This is a genomic window from Pseudomonas sp. G3-39 (assembly GCF_054790485.1).
The window spans coordinates 4,400,761-4,419,185 of sequence record NZ_CP186497.1; the positions used below are offsets into that span (position 1 = coordinate 4,400,761).

The 18,425-nt window shown below is 58.2% G+C and carries 19 protein-coding genes and 5 tRNA genes; 9 read left to right on the forward strand and 15 right to left on the reverse strand.

Annotation, left to right across the window (positions count from 1 at the left end):
- Window positions 1-41 precede the first annotated feature (41 nt).
- Both cheR and ACOYXG_RS19715 read right to left on the reverse strand, forming a co-directional pair.
- On the reverse strand, window positions 42-869 hold the full coding sequence (gene cheR, locus ACOYXG_RS19710; protein WP_007963053.1) for a protein-glutamate O-methyltransferase CheR: 828 nt from the start codon (window positions 867-869) through the stop codon (window positions 42-44).
- A gap of 46 nt (window positions 870-915) precedes the next feature.
- Complete coding sequence (locus ACOYXG_RS19715; protein ID WP_103368760.1) at window positions 916-1,848, reverse strand: chemotaxis protein CheV; 933 nt, start codon at window positions 1,846-1,848, stop codon at window positions 916-918.
- 82 nt (window positions 1,849-1,930) lie between these two features.
- Between ACOYXG_RS19715 and flgA the strand changes: the two genes are divergently transcribed.
- From flgA to ACOYXG_RS19735, 4 genes are all read left to right on the forward strand, one after another.
- A complete protein-coding gene (gene flgA / locus ACOYXG_RS19720) occupies window positions 1,931-2,692 on the forward strand; it encodes a flagellar basal body P-ring formation chaperone FlgA (protein ID WP_027612276.1) in 762 nt (253 codons plus the stop codon).
- Window positions 2,693-2,852: 160 nt separating this feature from the next.
- Window positions 2,853-3,179: a flagellar biosynthesis anti-sigma factor FlgM gene (gene flgM, locus ACOYXG_RS19725; RefSeq protein ID WP_007917589.1), complete on the forward strand. Its 327-nt coding sequence runs from the start codon at window positions 2,853-2,855 to the stop codon at window positions 3,177-3,179.
- A 48-nt stretch (window positions 3,180-3,227) separates the two neighbouring features.
- The gene (locus tag ACOYXG_RS19730) at window positions 3,228-3,695 is read left to right on the forward strand and encodes a flagella synthesis protein FlgN (protein WP_007963060.1); all 468 of its coding nucleotides are present in this window, start codon (window positions 3,228-3,230) and stop codon (window positions 3,693-3,695) included.
- Between the two features lie 92 nt (window positions 3,696-3,787).
- A complete protein-coding gene (locus tag ACOYXG_RS19735; protein ID WP_027612274.1) occupies window positions 3,788-4,534 on the forward strand; it encodes a flagellar brake protein in 747 nt (248 codons plus the stop codon).
- A gap of 254 nt (window positions 4,535-4,788) precedes the next feature.
- Here the strand turns inward: ACOYXG_RS19735 and ACOYXG_RS19740 are convergent, their stop codons facing one another.
- The 4 genes from ACOYXG_RS19740 to ACOYXG_RS19755 all read right to left on the reverse strand — a co-directional run bounded on the left by ACOYXG_RS19740 (window position 4,789) and on the right by ACOYXG_RS19755 (window position 9,976).
- On the reverse strand, window positions 4,789-6,171 hold the full coding sequence (locus ACOYXG_RS19740; RefSeq protein WP_095137135.1) for an MFS transporter: 1,383 nt from the start codon (window positions 6,169-6,171) through the stop codon (window positions 4,789-4,791).
- A 69-nt stretch (window positions 6,172-6,240) separates the two neighbouring features.
- The gene (locus ACOYXG_RS19745) at window positions 6,241-7,482 is read right to left on the reverse strand and encodes a glutamine synthetase family protein (RefSeq protein ID WP_178083275.1); all 1,242 of its coding nucleotides are present in this window, start codon (window positions 7,480-7,482) and stop codon (window positions 6,241-6,243) included.
- 200 nt (window positions 7,483-7,682) lie between these two features.
- Window positions 7,683-8,375 (reverse strand): sensor histidine kinase, encoded by a 693-nt coding sequence (locus tag ACOYXG_RS19750; RefSeq protein ID WP_095137133.1) that lies wholly within the window; start codon window positions 8,373-8,375, stop codon window positions 7,683-7,685.
- Window positions 8,372-9,976, reverse strand: coding sequence for a tetratricopeptide repeat-containing response regulator (locus tag ACOYXG_RS19755; protein WP_095137132.1), 1,605 nt, complete (start codon window positions 9,974-9,976; stop codon window positions 8,372-8,374). The genes ACOYXG_RS19750 and ACOYXG_RS19755 overlap by 4 nt, the downstream gene beginning before the upstream one ends.
- Window positions 9,977-10,188: 212 nt before the next feature.
- Between ACOYXG_RS19755 and ACOYXG_RS19760 the strand changes: the two genes are divergently transcribed.
- On the forward strand, window positions 10,189-11,556 hold the full coding sequence (locus ACOYXG_RS19760; RefSeq protein WP_460353520.1) for a lysozyme inhibitor LprI family protein: 1,368 nt from the start codon (window positions 10,189-10,191) through the stop codon (window positions 11,554-11,556).
- A gap of 82 nt (window positions 11,557-11,638) precedes the next feature.
- On the opposite strand, the gene ACOYXG_RS19765 is transcribed toward ACOYXG_RS19760, so the two are convergent.
- A tRNA-Arg gene (locus ACOYXG_RS19765) sits at window positions 11,639-11,715 on the reverse strand.
- 294 nt (window positions 11,716-12,009) lie between these two features.
- Here ACOYXG_RS19765 and ACOYXG_RS19770 point away from each other — a divergent pair.
- Complete coding sequence (locus ACOYXG_RS19770; protein WP_041074282.1) at window positions 12,010-12,240, forward strand: hypothetical protein; 231 nt, start codon at window positions 12,010-12,012, stop codon at window positions 12,238-12,240.
- Between the two features lie 20 nt (window positions 12,241-12,260).
- Window positions 12,261-12,440: a PA3371 family protein gene (locus tag ACOYXG_RS19775; RefSeq protein WP_460353523.1), complete on the forward strand. Its 180-nt coding sequence runs from the start codon at window positions 12,261-12,263 to the stop codon at window positions 12,438-12,440.
- Here ACOYXG_RS19775 and phnN read toward each other — a convergent pair.
- Window positions 12,415-12,984, reverse strand: coding sequence for a phosphonate metabolism protein/1,5-bisphosphokinase (PRPP-forming) PhnN (phnN, locus tag ACOYXG_RS19780; protein WP_460353526.1), 570 nt, complete (start codon window positions 12,982-12,984; stop codon window positions 12,415-12,417). The two genes, ACOYXG_RS19775 and phnN, sit on opposite strands and share 26 nt — an antisense overlap.
- A 388-nt stretch (window positions 12,985-13,372) precedes the next feature.
- Here phnN and ACOYXG_RS19785 point away from each other — a divergent pair, with 388 nt between their 5' ends.
- Complete coding sequence (locus tag ACOYXG_RS19785; protein ID WP_003178899.1) at window positions 13,373-13,699, forward strand: Arc family DNA-binding protein; 327 nt, start codon at window positions 13,373-13,375, stop codon at window positions 13,697-13,699.
- Window positions 13,700-13,827: 128 nt separating this feature from the next.
- On the opposite strand, the gene mgtE is transcribed toward ACOYXG_RS19785, so the two are convergent.
- Window positions 13,828-15,270 carry a magnesium transporter gene (mgtE, locus tag ACOYXG_RS19790; protein ID WP_027612263.1) on the reverse strand — a complete coding sequence of 481 codons (1,443 nt, stop codon included), beginning with the start codon at window positions 15,268-15,270 and terminating at the stop codon, window positions 13,828-13,830.
- A 321-nt stretch (window positions 15,271-15,591) separates the two neighbouring features.
- On the opposite strand from mgtE, the gene ACOYXG_RS19795 reads away from it, so the two are divergent.
- Window positions 15,592-16,110 carry a cell envelope protein SmpA gene (locus ACOYXG_RS19795; RefSeq protein ID WP_460353530.1) on the forward strand — a complete coding sequence of 173 codons (519 nt, stop codon included), beginning with the start codon at window positions 15,592-15,594 and terminating at the stop codon, window positions 16,108-16,110.
- Window positions 16,111-16,128: 18 nt separating this feature from the next.
- Here the strand turns inward: ACOYXG_RS19795 and ACOYXG_RS19800 are convergent.
- The 6 genes from ACOYXG_RS19800 to ACOYXG_RS19825 form a co-directional block, all read right to left on the reverse strand.
- Window positions 16,129-16,205, reverse strand: a tRNA-Arg gene (locus ACOYXG_RS19800).
- Window positions 16,206-16,277: 72 nt separating this feature from the next.
- A tRNA-Arg gene (locus ACOYXG_RS19805) sits at window positions 16,278-16,354 on the reverse strand.
- 71 nt (window positions 16,355-16,425) lie between these two features.
- Window positions 16,426-16,502: transfer RNA gene (locus tag ACOYXG_RS19810), tRNA-Arg, on the reverse strand.
- 107 nt (window positions 16,503-16,609) lie between these two features.
- A tRNA-Ser gene (locus tag ACOYXG_RS19815) sits at window positions 16,610-16,700 on the reverse strand.
- A 62-nt stretch (window positions 16,701-16,762) separates the two neighbouring features.
- On the reverse strand, window positions 16,763-16,951 hold the full coding sequence (gene csrA / locus ACOYXG_RS19820; protein WP_002554426.1) for a carbon storage regulator CsrA: 189 nt from the start codon (window positions 16,949-16,951) through the stop codon (window positions 16,763-16,765).
- A gap of 188 nt (window positions 16,952-17,139) precedes the next feature.
- Window positions 17,140-18,381, reverse strand: a complete 1,242-nt coding sequence (locus ACOYXG_RS19825) for an aspartate kinase (protein ID WP_025112914.1) — start codon at window positions 18,379-18,381, stop codon at window positions 17,140-17,142.
- Window positions 18,382-18,425: the final 44 nt, after the last annotated feature.

Here is an 18,425-nt window from a genome sequence, read left to right on the forward strand (position 1 = left end):
GGAGCCCCCAAGGACTCCCGTTTCTCGTGTTGCCCGTGCAATCACTTCGCCTGGTAAATGATCCCCGGGCTGCACTGGACCATCTGGTAATGATCCGGCAAACCGTTCAGCGCTTCGGACGCGCCAAGGAACAGATACCCGCCCGGCTTCAGCGTGCTGTGAATGCGCAACAGGATGTCTTTCTTCACCTCGGCGGAGAAGTAGATCAGCACGTTGCGGCAGAACACGATGTCGAACTTGCCCAGACTGGCGTAGCTGTCGAGCAGGTTGAACGAACGGAATTCCACCCGGTTCTTGATCGGCGCCTTGATCACCCAGCGCCCCGGCCCTTTCGGGTCGAAGTAGCGCTGCAGACGATCGGCGGACAAACCGCGGCCGATCGCCAGGCTGTCGTACTCGCCGGTCTTGCAGTTGGTCAGCATGCTGCCGGACAAGTCCGTGGCAACAATCTGCACGCCCATCTTCAACTGACCGAGGTTGCTGCGCTCGAACTCGTCGATCGACATCGACAGCGAATACGGTTCCTGACCCGACGAGCACGCCGCCGACCAGATCCGCAGACGCTGGTTGGGACTGGCCTTGATCGCCTCGGGCAGCACCTTGTTCTTCAAGACTTCAAACGGATAGGTGTCCCGAAACCACAGGGTTTCGTTGGTCGTCATGGCATCGACCACCTGCTCGCGCAAACCGCTGCGCGGCTGGGTCTGGATGCGCTGTACCAGCTCACCCAGGGACTTGATGCCTTGCTGCTCCATCAGTTTGTTGAGACGGCTCGAGACCAGGTACTGCTTGTTTTCACCGAGCAAAATGCCACAGGCTTTTTCCAGGAAGACCCGGAACTGTTCGAAATCCAAATTACCCGTAGACAATGATGCCGCCTCTTAAATCGTGTTGACCGCCAGGGACAAAAGGTCCCTAGCTGATATCTGCTGCTTTGATCCGGTCGACTACCCGGGATGCCAGGTCATCAGGACGGAATTTGGCCAGGAAGTCATCGGCGCCGACTTTCTTGACCATCGCCTGATTGAATACCCCCGACAACGAAGTATGCAGGATGATATGAAGCTTTTGCATGCGCGGGTCGCTGCGGATCTCCGCCGTCAGGGTGTACCCGTCCATCTCCGGCATCTCGATGTCGGAAATCATCATCAGGAACTCTTCTTCCGGCTTCTTGCCCTCTTCGACCAGCTTGCGCAGGTAATCCAGCGCCTGCTTGCCGTCGTTCAGCGCCACCACTTCGACCCCGACCGTCTGCAGGCAACGCGTGACCTGCTTGCGCGCCACTGACGAGTCATCGACCGTCAGCACCCGCAGCGACAACGCCTTGCTCTGGGTTTCGACATCGACCACACCGACCGAAATCGCCTCGGGCGTCGGCGCCACTTCCGCCAGCACCTTCTCGACATCGATGATTTCGACTAACTGATTGTCGACCCGAGTCACAGCGGTCAGGTAGTGATCGCGCCCGGTGCCCTTGGGCGGCGGATGGATCTCTTCCCAGTTCATGTTGACGATGCGCTCCACCGAGCGAACCAGGAAACCCTGGGTCTTGGTGTTGTACTCCGTGATGATCACGAACGGACTGTTCTTGTCTTTCAACGCCCCGGAACCGGTCGCCATTGCCAGATCAAGGATCGGAATGGTCGCCCCCCGGATATTCGCCACCCCGCACACGACAGGACTGGACTTGGGCATCAACGTCAGCGACGGGCATTGCAGCACTTCCCGCACCTTGAACACGTTGATGCCGTAGAGCTGCTGACCGTCGAGACGGAACAACAACAGCTCCAGGCGATTCTGCCCTACCAGTTGCGTGCGCTGGTTCACCGAATCCATTACACCAGCCATGCCCAGACTCCTACACCAACGCCAAGTGTTGTTGCGACGCACATTCATTGCTAAACGGCACGGCGCTTGCTTTTTAACTCGTATGAACGCTCAAACGACATTTTTCCGACGCCTGACCTCCCGCACCCGCAAAGCGCTGTGCGCGGTGTCTGCCGTCTGCTTCTTCTTCGCTGGCAGCCCTGCCGGTGCTGATACGGTTACCTTGCCTGACATGCTTATCGGCGTCACCCAAGGCTTTCTTGAGTTCACCGTAGAAGACTATCTGGCTACCAGTCAAACGGAAGGCCGCTACGAAATCGAGGTCAACCAGCTCGACCCGCGTATGCGCATGCCTATGTGCGACAAGGAATTGACAGCGTCGCTGGAGAGTCCGGCCCGTCCGCTGGGCCGGGTAACGGTCAAGGTCCGGTGCGAGGGAAGCTCGCCGTGGACGGTGTTCGTGCCCGCTCAAGTCCGCCTGTTTCGCGAAATTGTTACCACCACCCGCCCGCTGAAACGCGCCGGAATTATCGAGCCGCAGGATGTGACCTTGCGTGAACGCGACATCAGCCAGATCAATCAGGGTTTCCTGACGTCGGTGGATGAAGCCATCGGGCAGAAATTGACCCGACCAACGGTCGCCGATCAGGTGATTACCCTGGTGCATCTGGAACAGGCTGAAGTGGTGCGCAAGGGTGATCAGGTGGTCATCATCGCCCGCAGCGGTACGCTCGCCGTGCGCATGCCCGGCGAAGCCCTGGCCAATGGCGGTTTGAAAGAACAGATCCGGGTGAAAAACCTCAATTCCAACCGGGTGATCAAGGCGCAGGTCATCGCGCCGGGCCAGGTGGAAGTGGCCATGTAAAACGCTCAGGCAGAAAACTGGCGCCGGCCTCGATGCTTCCCTAAACTGTGCCGCAGCAGAACACGCTTCGGCACATGCAGCTCATTGCAAAGTGAGCCTAAAGTTTTCCAGGGAATGGCCGAGAACATGGCAAGCGTCCAAATTCCCAGAGGTTTTTAACATGGTCATCGATTTCAGCCGTTTGAACAGCTCCTCGTCACTTACGGGCAGTACACGTACCAGCAACGCCAAGGAAACCGCCGAATCCGGCACCTCCGCGCCGCTGAATACCCAGGCCGAAACGGCCAGTACCGCAAAAAGCGGGGAATCGGTACACCTCAGCAATGAGGCTCAACAGTTGCAGAAGGTCACTGACAAGCTGCGCGATCAGCCTGCCGTCGACAAAGCCCGGGTGGCCGAGTTGAAAGCAGCGATTGCCGATGGCAGCTATAAAGTCGACAGCAACCGTGTAGCCAGCAAACTGCTCAACTTCGAAGCCCAGCGCTAGGCTTTTGCCGGCGCCAGGCTTTTGGACGCTTAAAACCCAAGGCCAGCCATGCACGACACTAATTTATTGCAACTGATCACCGACGACTTTGCTCCAGCTCAACAATTGCTGGAGTTACTGCAAACCGAGTCCCTCGCCTTGCACGGTCGCGACATGCCTTTGCTCGAAGATATTCTGGCGCGCAAACAGGCATTGATCATTTTGCTTGAACAGCATGGCCGCAAGCGCAGCGAAATCCTCGCCAGCCTCAACCTGCCGCTCGACCGTCAGGGCCTGGAGCAACTGGCCAGCCACTCGAGCATTGGCGACCAGTTGCTGGCCCAGAGCGACGTGTTGACCGACCTGATTGCCCAGTGCCAGGCGGCGAACGTCAAGAACGGCCAGTCGATCCAGATTCAGCAGGCTGCCACGGCCAATCAGCTGAAAATCCTCACCGGGGGCGAGCCGCCAGCGTTGTATGACGCCTCGGGCACTTTCGCCAAACCCACCAAGCCGCGTACGCTCAGCCAGGCGTGAGCCATTCGATGTGCCTGCACTATCAACCCGCGAAACATGCTGGCAAAATGCTGGCTAGTCGTAGTCAAATTTTGTCTGGAGATTGAGAAAACGTGCCAAACGCCCTAAGCGCGGATGATAGTCCGCAGCCACCAAAGGTGCTGACCACGCCCCTGGAAATCTCCAGCAACCTGCGCCAGCTGCAAGAAAGCCACGATCCGCTGATCATCACGTTCCACGAGCGCAGCCAGCGCTTTCAGAGCTACTTGATCAAGGTCGACCGCGAAACCGCAACGATTGCCCTGGACGAAATGATCCCGCGCGATGGCGAGCGCTTTCTGCAGGCGGGCGAACCGTTCAAGGTCGAAGGCTTCCACGAGGGCGTGCGCATCGCCTGGGAATGCACCGGTAAGCTGAACATTGAAGAGTCCGAGGGCGATCGCTTCTACACCGGCGAACTGCCGACCGAAGTGGTTTACCACCAGCGCCGCAACGCCTTTCGTGCAGCCCTGAAGCTGACTGACCTGGTCAGCGTCGAACTCGGCGGCGAAAAGCTCAAGGCGCCGATCAACGGCAAACTGCTGGATATTTCCGCCACCGGTTGCAAGCTGCGCTTTGAAGGCGACATCACCGACCGCCTGCAACTGGGCCAGGTCTACGACCGCATGATCGCCACCCCGCTGTTTGGCAATCAACCGATCTCGGTCGAACTGCGTTATCTGCACTTCGAAGAAAAGCTCAACATCACCTTCGCCGGCCTGCGCTTTCACAACATCAGTGGCCAGGCGGCGCGCAATGTCGAGCGCTTCGTCTATCAGCTGCAGCGTGAAGCACGCCGGTTCGATAAAGACGATCTGTAATTTCTGCAGGCAAATAGAAAGGGCAGTCCCTGGCGGGACTGCCCTTTTTTATTTCTACTGTCCCGTCCTGGGCTGGACACCTGTGGCGAGGGGATTTATCCCCGATGGGTTGCGCAGCAGCCCCAAACCGGACGCCTCGATTCCACTGCCACACCGCACTGAATGGCTTTTGGGCCGCTTCGCAACCCATCGGGGATAAATCCCCTCACCACAGTTAAAGCATCATTCTTTGAACAGCGTTGCCATCACCCGATTCAGGGTCTGGCCCCACTGATATCCGGTGCTGGTTTATCCCCCTCATCAGCCGGATCAGTTTCCACCGCCGCTTCAGGCTGCACTTCGGGTTCTGGCTCCGGTTCCGGCTCTGGCGTAACCGTGGTCTGCATCTGCTCCTGCACCACCTGCTCATCCACCCGCGGGTCGAGGGCGGCCACCAGCGGCGAGCTGGACATGCTGTCCGGCATCGCAACGTGATGCAGCGGTGCGTCGTCGACCTGATGCAGATTGGTCACCGCTTTCGGCCGGATGCGCCACACCAGCACCAACGCAAAAAAGCTGAAAAACGCATAGAGGCTCTGACTGCCGAACAGCTTCATCAGCACCCCGGCCAGCAGCGGGCCGATGCTCGCGCCGACACCGTAGGTCACCAGCAGCATCGCCGTCAGCGACACCCGGCGATCACCCTCGACGTGGTCATTGGAGAACGCCACCGCCAGCGGGTACAGGCAGAACTGCACCAGTGAACACATGAACCCGACGACAAACAGAACTTCCAGCGGCACCTGCGGCAGGATCGCCAACGGCAACGCCGCCACCGCCAGGAACCCGGCAAAGCAGCGAATCAGCAGCGCCCGGTCATAACGATCGGACAGCCAGCCCAACGGCCACTGCACCAGCAGTCCGGCAAAAATGCAGCTACCCATGAACAGACCGACCTGCTCGGTCGACAGCCCCTGCTGCGACGCATACAGCGGCGCCAGACCGTAGAACGAGCCGATGATCAAGCCGGCGCCCAGCACCGTGCTCAACGACTGCGGCACCCGCTTGATAAAGAAGCGTGGCTCCATCGGTGCCGGATGCAGTGGCGCCGGGTGAATCCGGCGGGTCAGCGCCACCGGCACCAGACACAGGGCAAAACACAGCGCGACCAGCATCAGCAGCTCCAGACCGAGGCCCGGATGCATGACCAGAATCAGTTGACCGAGCACCAGCCCCAGATACGAAGCGATCATGTAGCCGCTGAACACCAGACCGCGCTGGTTGGCGTCGGCCTGCTCGTTGAGCCAGCTCTCGATCACCATGTATTGGCACATCATGCCCAGACCGACGATGGTCCGCAGCACCAGCCACGCCGGCAGCCAGTCGACCAGGCCATGCCCGAGCACCGCCGCGCCGACGATCCCGGCACACGCCGAATACGCCCGAATGTGTCCGACCCGGGCGATCAAGCGGTGACCGATCTTGCCGCCCAGCACCAGGCCGAAATAGTTGGCCGCCATCAGCGCACCGACCCACAGCCCGTCAACATTGTCAGCGGCCAGGCGCAACGCCAGGTAAGTAGATAGAAGGCCCGAGCCGATCAACATCATCAGCGAGGCGAAATACAGCGCTCGAAAGGATTTCCAGATTTGGCGCATCGGCGTTCCGAGCGGCTCCTTGCAGTGAGTATCGGGCTATCCAGACGATAGCCCGACGGCGACAGTTAGTCAGGCCTGGGCTGCTAGAACACGCCGTTCCCAGGGAGTGATTTCATCAAAGAAGCTGGTCAACTCCATGGTCTTCGAAGCGATGTAGCCTTCGATGAACTCCTGTCCGAACAGTTCCCTGGCCAATTGGCTACGTTTCAGACGTTCGAGTGCGGCATGCAAGGTACACGGCAGCGAAAGATTGTCCGGCACTTCGAATTCGCCCTGAATCGCCGCAGTCGGTTCCAGCTCATGCTCGATCCCATGCAAGCCGGCGGCCAGACTCGCGGCAATCGCCAGATACGGGTTGGCGTCGGCGCCCGGCAAGCGGTTTTCGACGCGGCGAGCCACCGGCGAACTGGCCGGAATCCGCAGCCCTGCGGCGCGGTTGTCGTGCGACCAGCAGGCATTGTTCGGCGACGCATACGGGTGGCACAGACGCTGATAGGAGTTCACGTTCGGCGCAAACAGCGCAGTGAAATCGGCCATGCCCGCCTGCTGCCCGCCGATGAAATGGCGGAAGATCGCGGTCGGCTGGCCGTCCTCGTCGCTGAACACATTCTTGCCGGTGGCGATCTCGATCAGGCTCTGGTGAATGTGCATCGAACTGCCCGGCGTGTGCGCCAGCGGCTTGGCCATGCAAACCACGCTCAGACCATGCTTGAGCGCGACTTCCTTGAGCAGGTGTTTGAACAAGAAGGTCTGATCGGCGAGCAACAGCGGATCACCATGCAGCAAGTTGATCTCGAACTGGCTGACGCCCATTTCATGCATGAAGGTATCGCGCGGCAGACCGAGGGCTGCCATGCATTTATAGACTTCGCTGAAGAATGGCCGCAGGCCATTGTTGGAACTGACACTGAACGCCGACTGCCCATCCTCGCGACGTCCGTCGAGGCCGACTGGCGGACGGAACGGCTGGGTCGGATCAGTGTTCGGCGCAAAGACGAAGAATTCCAGCTCGGTCGCCACTACCGGCGCCAGACCGCGTGCGGCGTACCGGGCAATGACTTTCTTCAATTGACCGCGGGTCGACAGGTTGGAGCTTTCGCCGCTCAGTTCGTCGGCATCGCAGATGGCCAGAGCACGTGGCTCGTCGCTCCATGGCAGGGGATGGATCATGCTCGGCTCGGCCACCAGCGCCAGGTCGCCGTCATCGCTGCCGTAAAACCGCGCCGGCGGATAACCGCCCATGATGCATTGCAGCAGCACACCCCGAGCCATCTGCAAACGCCGCCCTTCGAGGAAACCCTCGGCGGTCATCACCTTGCCGCGCGGCACGCCGTTCAAATCCGGCGTGACACATTCAATCTCATCAATGCCGGTCAGTCGCTGCGCGAGTGAACGCTGGCCATCGGTTGTCATGACGCAATCCTTGTTATTGTGCGAGCCGCAAGCGGCAACCCGTACAAAATAGGCTCCGGCCGTTCGGAATATCAAGCAGCGTCAAACAAAAACCCGGGTCACGGCAGATAAAGGCTGAACACCCCGCCACCCAACGGTCCGCCATTGCGAATCTCGGTGTGCCCGACCACGCCATTGCGCTGATGCAACGCAGCAATCCGGTTGGCGAAATACAGACCCAACCCGGTGCTGCCGCTGCCGTGATTGATGCCCTGCACGTAATCGGCTTGACGCTCGAGCATCTCGGCCGGGTAACCGTCGCCGTCATCGTTGATGCTCAACACCAGTTGCCCGGCCTCGTCACTGACGGTAATCAGCAGCGACTCGCGGGCATAACGGATGGCGTTGTTGATGCAGTTGCCCAACACCGACGCCACCAATTCGCGATCGAAGAAACCCAGCGGGCTCAGCGGATCAACTTCGTAGGTGGCAATGATCCCGCGACTGGCAAACACCTCCTGGTGCGCGGCCAGTTGCGCCTCGATGAAATCATCCAGCTCGTGATAAGCCGGTTGCAACGGCAACTGGTTGACGCCGAGTTTGTACAGCCCGAGCAACTGCACCAGCATGCCGTTGAGGTGGGCGAACTCGAAGTCGATCACGCCCTGCTCCGCTCCTGCGCGCTGCCCCTCGGGCAAGCGCGCCAGCCACTGGCTGTGGGCCTGCATCAGCATCGCCAGCGAGTTCTTCATGTCGTGAACGGTGGAGGCAATCACCGTGGAGAAATCCAGAGCCTGCTCGTCTTGGTTCATTCGCCAAACGCCTTGCTTTTCAGCTTCTGATAACGCGCAAAACGCGCGTCGGTGTCGGGCATCAGGCCGACCATTTTCAGGCAGGCCCGACATTCTTCCAGCTCCGCCGACGGCACACTGGTGTCGGTGCCGTGCAGCAGCGACTGGGCCATGTTCAGCGCGATACTGATGTTTTTCGGTTGCATCTTCAGCGCCTTGCGGAACACCTCGCGGGCTTCCACCAGGTTGCCGGTCTTGTACACACGCACGCCCTGCCGGTTGAGGTCGGCCGCGGCGTTGCTCGAACTGAGGATAGTCGGGTCGTCAGTAAGCTTGGCGATGTCTTTCATCACCGCCGGATCGTCGCCGTAGATCTCCGCACAGCTCTTGAGCATCGAAGTGCCCGCCTCGGCCTGACCGAGCATCTGCAATTGCTTGGCCACCAGCAGCGCCGCTTCAGGGCTCATGAACTGTTCCATGCCGTCGAGGCGCATCAGCGCTTGTTCGGTGAGCTTGTCGGCGGTCTCGGCATCGTTGAGCAGCAGACTGGTGGCCTTCATCAGGCGCGCACGAATCTGCAGGCCGGGGTCAGACGGATTCTCTTTGGCGACGGCGCTGAGCGTGGTGTTGATCTCTAGCCGGGTGCGCGTATCGAGCCCGCGCTCACTGCCCTTGCTGATCAAGGCATGGGCCAGGCCGAGGTTGCTTTCCGGGTCCTTGAAACGCGACTGCGCGCCCTGCGCCACCGCCTGACGATAGGCCCGGGACGCGGTGTCGAAATCCTCGTTGGTCATCGCCAGTTTGCCGAGCAACGCCTGCCGGCGCACCGCCAGCGGCGACAAACGAATCGCCTCCTCCAGCACCCGCTGCGCGCCCTTGGTGTCGCCCTCGGCGACCAGCACATCGGCCATGCCGTCGTACAACGCCGGCATCATCGGGAACACTTTCAGCGCTTTTTCGTAGACATCTTTGGCCTGCGCCACTTGCCCACGCTTGAACAGCAACTTGCCCAGCCCGGCAAACGCCCACGGCAACGGCCGGTCAGCGATGATGCTGTCGTAGAGGCGTTCAAGCGCTTCGTTCTGATTCATATCGCGCAGCGCATCGGCGCGATAACGCAGGCACAGCGGCGAATAACGGATGTCCTGCTTGCACAGCGCAATACAGGCATTGAGCACCTCGACCGGCTTACCGCGATCAAGGGCTTGCAGAATCGGTTTGAGCAACGTCTTGCGCTGCTCCAGACGCTCCAGGCGCTGCGCCAGACCGGAGCGATTGAACGGCTTGGTCAGGTAAGCATCCGGCTCATGCTCCAGGGCACTGAGCACCATCGCCTGACTGGTCTCGGCCGTGACCATGACAAACACCGCTTCATGGCTGATGAGCTTTTCCGACATCAAGTCTTCCAGCACTTGCTGGCCGTTCTTCTTGCCGTCGCCGAGGTGGAAATCCTGCAGAATGAAATCGTAGGACTTCTGCGCACACATCTTCAGCGCCTGCTCGCCGGTATCGGCGGTATCCACATCCTTGACCCCCAGTTCGCGCAGCATCGAGCGTACGGAACTGCGGAAATCCGAGAAATCATCGACGATCAGAAAACTCTTTTGGTGATACGACAGCATCGAGGATTTCCAGGCAATTGAAGTGAGGGCAATTTCAGGCGCGCAGATGATAGCTGCCGGCCAAATGCTATCAAGCGATTTCACGCGACTTTTAAGTCACCGAGTGGGTTATCGGCCACAAGTGACGTTCTCTGAAGCGGACACTTCAAGATTCCTGGCGCAGCGATTAACCTGCGCACCGACTCACCTTTCCCCCCTACAAGGTTTATCTCGTGTACATCAAAGGACGTTGCATCGTGTCCGCCTGTGCGCTGCTGTTTTTCCAGCAGGCGATGGCGGGCGGAATGGATTGTGCGAAAGCGGCGAATGCCGTGGAGAAGGCTGTTTGTGCGGATAGAGGGTTGTATGCGCTGGATGCGCAGATGGGTGCGGCTTATCGGGAGCTGATGAAGATCTCCGGTGATAAGCAGTCTGAACTCAAGCGCACACAACGGTTGTGGCTCAAGACACGTAATCAATGCGAAGCGGGTATTGCTTGCCTTGAACAAAGTTATCGTGACCGGCTGAAATTATTACGGGCGCAGCAGATGGATGCCGTTGCGCACAGACCGACCGGCATCGACAAACAGGTTCTGGAAGATCTGCAACGCAGCATTCAAGCGGCCAGCGAGGGCGGCAATCGCGAGGTGGCGGTTGAACGAGTGCTGGCTTCACTGGCTTTCAACTCTGAAGAGACATCGTTTTCAGGCGACTCCGACAAAGAAAACCCCAGCGAGCAAACGCACTTTCCAGCTTCGATTCCCAAAGACGTTACACCGGATGAATGGAAGGCATTGACCGCCACCGAAATCGATGCGGCAGCAGAAACCGGTCAAACCTCCTACTCGTTGCTGGACATGGACGGCGACGGGCAACGAGACCTGATCGTCCAGACTTACGCCGGTGGCACCGGCATGTTTACCTACGTGGAAACCTGGCGCCGAGACGGTGACCATTTTGTCAAAAGGTCTCCTGAGCCTGAAAGCGCGCTGTTCTACACCAATGATCGCAGAGCCAACCAATCGGCGTACTGGATCAAGGCTCGGGGCAATATTTACCTCGCCTACCGCAACGGTGCCTACGGCGTTGATCACATCTACTTGCTCAATCCGTTGAAGATCAACCGTGAAGTGCCTACCGTGACGGTGCGATATGGCTACTACTTGAACGTGCCCACCACCCAACACAAGGATGACGGCGCCAGCACCTTTGAGTTGGAACCTGATCTGCGGCTTACGCTCAATCAGGCAATCACCAAGGCGAACGAAGCACGCCCCCGTAAACCGGACACTCAGCGCACGCCTCTTTGCCCGATTCCTGCAACAGGCGCAGGCGAGAGCGATTACTACAGCTACGGCCCGGTGCATTACTCGGTGGAAGATGTTTTCGACCTGCCGGTGATTATCGGTAACGAATGCTACATCGGAAAACTGGTTGACTGGTTTGGCAGCTACGACGAAAAACATGGCTTGTTTGCACAACTGGCAATGCGCAAACCGGACATTGATGCAGATGGGCGCAGTTTCGAGGTCAACGGGCGCCGGCATGTGATCGAAGTCAGCACCTCAATTGGCAAGGCCGACGGCGGAGCACTGAACTGAGCCACTTGTTACGAGCATGAAAAAGCCCCGCCAGATCATCCTGTGCGGGGCTTTTTTCGAACCGTTGCAAGGCTCTGAATAATGGTGTCCCAGGGCAGGTTCGAACTGCCAACCTTCCCCTTAGGAGGGGGATGCTCTATCCAATTGAGCTACTGAGACACTGAGTTGTCGCGGCCGGACACGGCGCGACGGACGGCGAGCATGTTAACGGCCAGCCCTTGGTTTGTCATGTCGTCCATGGGTTTTTTAAGTGTAGGCAGGCGCCTTGCAATGCTGCGGGAACATTTACCGTGCAATTTGCACTACCGCAAAAAGCCATCATTGCAGATTGCAACCCGACACTTGCTAAAAACCCTTCCAAATGCTTGTTTTTAAAGGACTTCACAGCGGTTAGACTGTTGGCACGCCGGGTGCTTTGTCTGTTCGTATAACAGAACAAACGGAGTCCGCCCCATGAACAGCACTCTCCTGCTCGCAAATGCAATCGCCCTCGCGGTTTTGGTGGGTTTTCATTTTGTTCCAGAGCGTGCTGAGCCGGTGGCTCAGCGTATGCCGCATTACTTGCAGGTGCAGAGAGCGCCGCAGTTGGCGGTGCTGAGCGATCAGGGCGACTTCGCGGCGCAGGCAGTCAATGAGCCTGAGCAAGCACTGCCGACGCGTGACACCGAACGTCTGGTTTTTTGAAATATCTTCAGGAGTACAGCATGTCCAAATCAGCCGCAGGATTTCTGATCCTCGCCTTATTGAGTGGCTTTGTGCATTTTTCGCTGTTCGAGGAAACCTCAGTCACCCTGCCCCTGATTGGCTGCGGCGTGTTTGCGGTGTTGTTTGTGCTGGCCCTGGTGGCCGGGCGCAGGATCAAGTTTGATCCGGTGCTGCGTTAAGACGGATCAAGCCCAGCAGTTGCTTGACGGCGTCCGCCAGGTCGCCCGAGTTGTCGATCAGATGCACGGGCAAGTCAGTTGCCCTTCTGTCCTTGAACAGCGAATTGCGCGCCAGCCTTGCATCGATCTGCTCAGGCGTCTCCCGCCCTCGTCTGAGCAGGCGTTCACGCAAGACCTCATCCTTGACCGTCAGCAGTACCGGCAGCAGCGTCGGATAGCGCTCAAGCGCCTGACGCAGGTTGGCGCGTGAGCCGTTCACCAGCACAGATCGTCCAGTGCGCAACCATTCGTCGATTTCTGCCGGGATACCATAAGCCAGCCCATTGGCCTGCCAGGACAGCGAGAAATCCCCGGCTTGCTGGCGTCGCTCGAACTCTTCGGGCGTCACGCTGATGGCATCCTCACCCACCGATTCCGCTGATCGGGTAATCACTCTGCGGATGATTTCGCATTTCAACTCACGCAAAGGCTCACGCGCGGCCTCGATCAGGCTGTCCTTGCCTGAACCGGAGGGTCCCATCAGATAAATAAGCCTGCCATCCATCCTGAAAACGCCCTCCAACGGGTGTTTGCCCTAGTAAATCGGCAAATTGCCACTATCCTGTACAGGTAAGGAACAAGGATTGAAAGCCGCATAGCATGCACGTTCTGACGTCTTCGGACATCAACAGATGTGCACCCGGAAGCGGTCATTGATGCGGACCAAGGCAAAGTTTTCCAACCAGTCCGCATTTCTGATAATTGGTGCTGGCATTACGCCTTTACCCAGCTCAATATTTGTCACAGAATTGACGCCAATGATCTGGCAATTTTGAGGCATGATGCGGGCCTCTTAACAATTCAGGTTGAACCATTTGGCGCGGATGCTTGTCCTACCACACATCCTGCGGCCAATCCCGAGAACCGCTCCCCTGAACTAACCGGTTAAATATATGCGCCCATTGAAACAGGCAATTTATTCCAGCCGTACGGCTGACAAGTTCGTCGTACGTCTGCCAGACGGGATGCGTGAACGCATTGCCGAGGTGGCTCGCAATCATCATCGCAGCATGAACTCCGAAATCATTGCGCGCCTTGAGCAGAGTCTTATTCAGGAAGGTGCACTGGGCGAAGAGTTGAGCATGCGCCTGGACAGCCCGGAGCTTTCGCTGCATGAGCGTGAGCTGCTGCAACGCTTCCGTCAGCTGTCGCACCGTCAACAGAACGCACTGGTGTCGCTGATCGCTCACGACGCCGAGATGGCCGCAGACGCGTCCTGAGTCGTGCCGAACATCTCAAGCCAGCTTAAGTGCTGGCTTTTTTTTGTTTGAAATCTGACCCTCACTACAAATAAAGACACAGGCACAAAAAAGCCCGCCATTTCGGCGGGCTTTTGTATGGCAGCGAATCAGAGCAGGAAGATCGTCGCCAACCCCAGAAAGATGAAGAAGCCACCACTGTCGGTCATGGCCGTGATCATCACGCTGGCGCCCATCGCCGGGTCGCGGCCCATCTTGGCCAGCGTCATCGGGATCAACACCCCCATCAGCGCCGCGAGCAGCAGGTTGAGGGTCATCGCCGCCGTCATCACCACACCCAGCGACCAACTGCCGTAAAGCAGGTAGGCGACCACACCGATCACCCCACCCCAGACCAGACCATTGATCAACGCCACCGCCAGCTCCTTGCGCATCAGACGCGAGGTGTTGCCGGTGCTGACCTGGTCGAGCGCCATGGCACGCACGATCATGGTGATCGTCTGGTTACCGGAGTTACCGCCGATACCCGCCACGATCGGCATCAGCGCCGCCAGCGCCACCAGCTTCTCGATCGAGCCTTCGAACAGACCGATCACCCGCGACGCGACAAATGCCGTAATCAGGTTGATCGCCAGCCACGCCCAACGGTTGCGCAGGGATTTCCAGACGGAGGCGAAGATGTCTTCCTCTTCGCGCAGACCCGCCATGTTGAGGACTTCGCTTTCACTCTCCTCACGAATCAGGTCGACCATTTCGTCGATGGTCAGACGGCCGATCAGCTTGCCGTTCTTGTCGACCACCGGGGCCGAAATCAAGTCGTAACGCTCGAACGCCTGAGCCGCGTCATAGGCGTCTTCGTCCGGGTGAAAACTCACCGGATCGCTGGCCATGACTTCAGAAACCTGCTTCTCCGGGTCGTTGACCAACAGACGCTTGATCGGCAGCACGCCCTTGAGCACGCCGTCGTAATCGACCACGAACAGTTTGTCGGTGTGGCCCGGCAGCTCTTTGAGACGACGCAGGTAACGCAGAACCACTTCGAGGCTGACATCCTCACGGATCGTCACCATCTCGAAGTCCATCAGCGCACCGACCTGCTCCTCGTCATAGGACAGGGCCGAACGCACGCGCTCGCGTTGCTGCTGGTCGAGCGTCTCCATCAGCTCATGGACGACGTCTCGCGGCAGCTCGGAGGCCAAGTCAGCAAGTTCGTCGGCGTCCATGTCCTTGGCCGCAGCCAGGAGCTCGTGATCGTCCATGTCGGCGATCAGCGTTTCACGAACGGAATCGGATACTTCGAGAAGAATGTCGCCGTCGCGATCAGCCTTGACCAGTTGCCAGAGCGTCAGACGGTCGTCCAGCGGCAAGGCTTCAAGGATGTAGGCAACGTCGGCGGAGTGCAGATCATCGAGTTTGCGTTGCAGCTCGACGAGGTTCTGCCGGTGAACCAGGTTCTCGACCCGGTCGTGGTGCGCGCCTTCCTGGCGATGAGTCAGGTCTTCGACGACCTTCTGGCGCTGCAGCAGCTCAACGACCTGAGCCAGGCGATCCTGCAGGCTTTCCTGGGTTTTCTTTACTTCGATTTCGGACATAGGCGAACTCCACTCCCAGCAGCGGGGCACGCCGGAAGGATCAATCAGTCAATTCATGATTGGTGAAACGGGCTACTGAGTAACTACTGGGTAAGTCCATGGAGGTTTTCCATAAGCCCCGGCGGGGCTGACGGGCGCAATGATACACCGCCTGACGGTTTTAAACGTTAAAAAATCGCGGTCGAAACAAGTGCTTGCGCGACAAAGTTGAGCGCTGTCCTGACCCGTGCAGATGCGACGACTCATCTTGAAAAGAAAACACACCGGCGTTGAAAAATGTAGCGACTACCCTTGAGCGTAGACCGTCATGGAGGACGTCGAATGCTATCCAGAACATGCCTTTTTGTAGTCGCCAGCCTGCTCTGCCTGCCACCCGCCGGAGCCGCCACCACCCTTCACCGCTGCGAAGCTGCCGACGGCGGCATCACCTTCACGACCCTGAGCTGTGCGAGCGACGAGCAGCTTTCAGAGCAACAGGTTCACCCCTACTCGCCCGGATCCGTCGTACCGATCATGCCGGAACACAACCATGAGGAAATATCCGGTATGACAATCAGGGGACGTGAACCGGACATCGTTGGCCGCCTGGAGGACAAATGCGGCAACCTGATCGATGCCAGGCAGCGCCGCGCAGCAATCATCAATCAACGAGTGATTGCCGGCATGAGCCAACAGGATGTCGAGAGCGCGCTCGGCAAACCGGACAAGGTGAATATTCGAACGTCGACGACGAGCTATCGCTATGACCTGAAAAGAGGCCGAAGTGCTCAAGTCGATTTTGACGCGAAGGGATGCGTGAAAGGAAAAGCCAAATCGCAGGCAACAAAAAGCCCGCGTTAAACGCGGGCTTCTTGAATATGGTGCACTCGACAGGATTCGAACCTGTGACCGCTCGGTTCGTAGCCGAGTACTCTATCCAGCTGAGCTACGAGTGCATTTTGTGTTTTTAGACCAGATCACAACTGGTTGAAGCCGAGTTGCCTGTATTGCTACAAACGACTCTTAAATGGTGCACTCGACAGGATTCGAACCTGTGACCGCTCGGTTCGTAGCCGAGTACTCTATCCAGCTGAGCTACGAGTGCATTTGTGTTTTTAAACCAGACCACAACTGGCTGAAGCCGAGTTCTTTATATCGCTATAAACAACTCTTAAATGGTGCACTCGACAGGATTCGAACCTGTGACCGCTCGGTTCGTAGCCGAGTACTCTATCCAGCTGAGCTACGAGTGCATTTGTTGCGCCGCATTATAGCCCGTCTAATCTCTATTCCAACCACTTTTTCTAATAAATTCAACAACTTACAGAAAAAGCCAGATTACAACGTACTAAGCAAATAATGGCGGAGAACGGGGGATTCGAACCCCCGACACCCTTTTGAGGTGTACTCCCTTAGCAGGGGAGCGCCTTCGGCCACTCGGCCAGCTCTCCGCAACACGGGGCGTATATTAACCACCTTCTTCCCCGTTTGCAAACATAAAAATCGATAAAAATTAATGGCTTGGTTCTTCGTCCTTCTCTTTCTTTATACGCAGGTAAATTTCCTCACGGTGCACGGCAACCTCTTTCGGGGCGTTGACGCCGATGCGCACTTGATTTCCTTTGACGCCGAGCACGGTCACGGTGATTTCGCCATCACCGATAATCAGGCTTTCTGCGCACCGACGAGTCAGAATCAGCATACCTTTCTCCTCACGCATTTCATTTCAGGGACAACAGTCTGCAAAAAAAAGGCACCCGACCTACAACCGGAGCGATCGTAGCCCTACATGCCTGAGTATTGACCAGCGCGAGCAAAAGAACAGTTCAGGGCTCGCGCCATTCAAAAAATAAAGGGCGCGGTCAGACCGCGCCCTTCAGGTGACCGGATTTACTCGCCCTGACGGGCCGGCGCATCCAGTTCGAAAGCCGTGTGCAGGGCGCGCACGGCCAGCTCCAGATACTTCTCTTCGATCACCACGGAAACCTTGATTTCCGACGTCGAGATCATCTGGATGTTGATGCTTTCCTTGGCCAGGGATTCGAACATGCGGCTGGCCACGCCTGCGTGGGAACGCATGCCGACGCCGACGATCGAGACCTTGGCAATCTTGGTGTCGCCCACCACTTCCCGGGCACCGATCTCGCGAGCGGTGTTTTCCAGCACGGTCTGTGCGGCCTGGTAGTCGTTGCGGTGCACGGTGAAGGTGAAGTCGGTGGTGTTATCGTGCGCAACGTTCTGCACGATCATGTCGACTTCGATGTTCGCGGCACTGATCGGGCCGAGAATCTTGAACGCCACACCCGGGGTGTCTGGCACGCCACGGATGGTCAGCTTGGCTTCATCGCGGTTGAAAGCGATGCCGGAAATGATCGGCTGTTCCATGGTTTCCTCTTCATCAATAGTAATGAGGGTGCCCGGACCCTCCTTGAAGCTGTGCAGTACGCGCAGCGGAACGTTGTACTTGCCGGCGAATTCCACCGCACGGATCTGCAGCACCTTGGAACCGAGGCTGGCCATTTCCAGCATCTCTTCGAAGGTGATCTTGTCCAGACGCTGAGCGACCGGCACCACACGCGGGTCAGTGGTGTAGACACCATCGACGTCGGTGTAGATCTGGCACTCGTCAGCCTTCAATGCAGCCGCCAGTGCCACGCCTGTGGTATCGGAACCGCCACGGCCGAGGGTGGTGATGTTGCCGTGCTCGTCGACGCCCTGGAAACCGGCGACAACCACCACGCGACCTGCTTTCAGATCACCGCGAATCTTCTGGTCATCAATCTGCAAGATACGCGCTTTATTGTGCGCACTGTCCGTCAGGATCCGCACCTGATTACCGGTGTACGACACCGCCGGCACACCGCGCTTGATCAGCGCCATGGCCAACAGGGCAATCGTCACCTGCTCACCGGTGGAAACGATCACATCCAGTTCACGCGGAACCGGTTGCACGTCGCCACTGATTTGCTTGGCCAGATCGATCAGACGGTTGGTTTCGCCGCTCATTGCAGACAGCACAACCACCAGGTCATCGCCGGCATCGCGGAATTTCTTAACCTTGTCGGCGACCTGCTCGATTCTCTCGACAGTGCCGACCGAGGTGCCTCCAAATTTCTGTACGATCAAAGCCATTTCAAAGCCGCCTCTGCCCATGAAGGGCGCCCAATAATCACTCG

Excerpts from the sequence above, each read along its gene's own strand:
- ACOYXG_RS19715 (WP_103368760.1), bottom strand. The coding sequence starts at position 1,848 with ATGGCTGGTGTAATGGATTCGGTGAACCAGCGCACGCAACTGGTAGGG.
- flgA (WP_027612276.1), top strand. The coding sequence starts at position 1,931 with ATGAACGCTCAAACGACATTTTTCCGACGCCTGACCTCCCGCACCCGC.
- flgM (WP_007917589.1), top strand. The coding sequence starts at position 2,853 with ATGGTCATCGATTTCAGCCGTTTGAACAGCTCCTCGTCACTTACGGGC.
- ACOYXG_RS19730 (WP_007963060.1), top strand. The coding sequence starts at position 3,228 with ATGCACGACACTAATTTATTGCAACTGATCACCGACGACTTTGCTCCA.
- ACOYXG_RS19740 (WP_095137135.1), bottom strand. The coding sequence starts at position 6,171 with ATGCGCCAAATCTGGAAATCCTTTCGAGCGCTGTATTTCGCCTCGCTG.
- ACOYXG_RS19745 (WP_178083275.1), bottom strand. The coding sequence starts at position 7,482 with ATGACCGCCGAGGGTTTCCTCGAAGGGCGGCGTTTGCAGATGGCTCGG.
- ACOYXG_RS19750 (WP_095137133.1), bottom strand. The coding sequence starts at position 8,375 with ATGAACCAAGACGAGCAGGCTCTGGATTTCTCCACGGTGATTGCCTCC.
- ACOYXG_RS19755 (WP_095137132.1), bottom strand. The coding sequence starts at position 9,976 with ATGCTGTCGTATCACCAAAAGAGTTTTCTGATCGTCGATGATTTCTCG.
- ACOYXG_RS19770 (WP_041074282.1), top strand. The coding sequence starts at position 12,010 with ATGAACAGCACTCTCCTGCTCGCAAATGCAATCGCCCTCGCGGTTTTG.
- ACOYXG_RS19775 (WP_460353523.1), top strand. The coding sequence starts at position 12,261 with ATGTCCAAATCAGCCGCAGGATTTCTGATCCTCGCCTTATTGAGTGGC.
- phnN (WP_460353526.1), bottom strand. The coding sequence starts at position 12,984 with ATGGATGGCAGGCTTATTTATCTGATGGGACCCTCCGGTTCAGGCAAG.
- ACOYXG_RS19785 (WP_003178899.1), top strand. The coding sequence starts at position 13,373 with ATGCGCCCATTGAAACAGGCAATTTATTCCAGCCGTACGGCTGACAAG.
- mgtE (WP_027612263.1), bottom strand. The coding sequence starts at position 15,270 with ATGTCCGAAATCGAAGTAAAGAAAACCCAGGAAAGCCTGCAGGATCGC.
- ACOYXG_RS19795 (WP_460353530.1), top strand. The coding sequence starts at position 15,592 with ATGCTATCCAGAACATGCCTTTTTGTAGTCGCCAGCCTGCTCTGCCTG.
- csrA (WP_002554426.1), bottom strand. The coding sequence starts at position 16,951 with ATGCTGATTCTGACTCGTCGGTGCGCAGAAAGCCTGATTATCGGTGAT.
- ACOYXG_RS19825 (WP_025112914.1), bottom strand. The coding sequence starts at position 18,381 with ATGGCTTTGATCGTACAGAAATTTGGAGGCACCTCGGTCGGCACTGTC.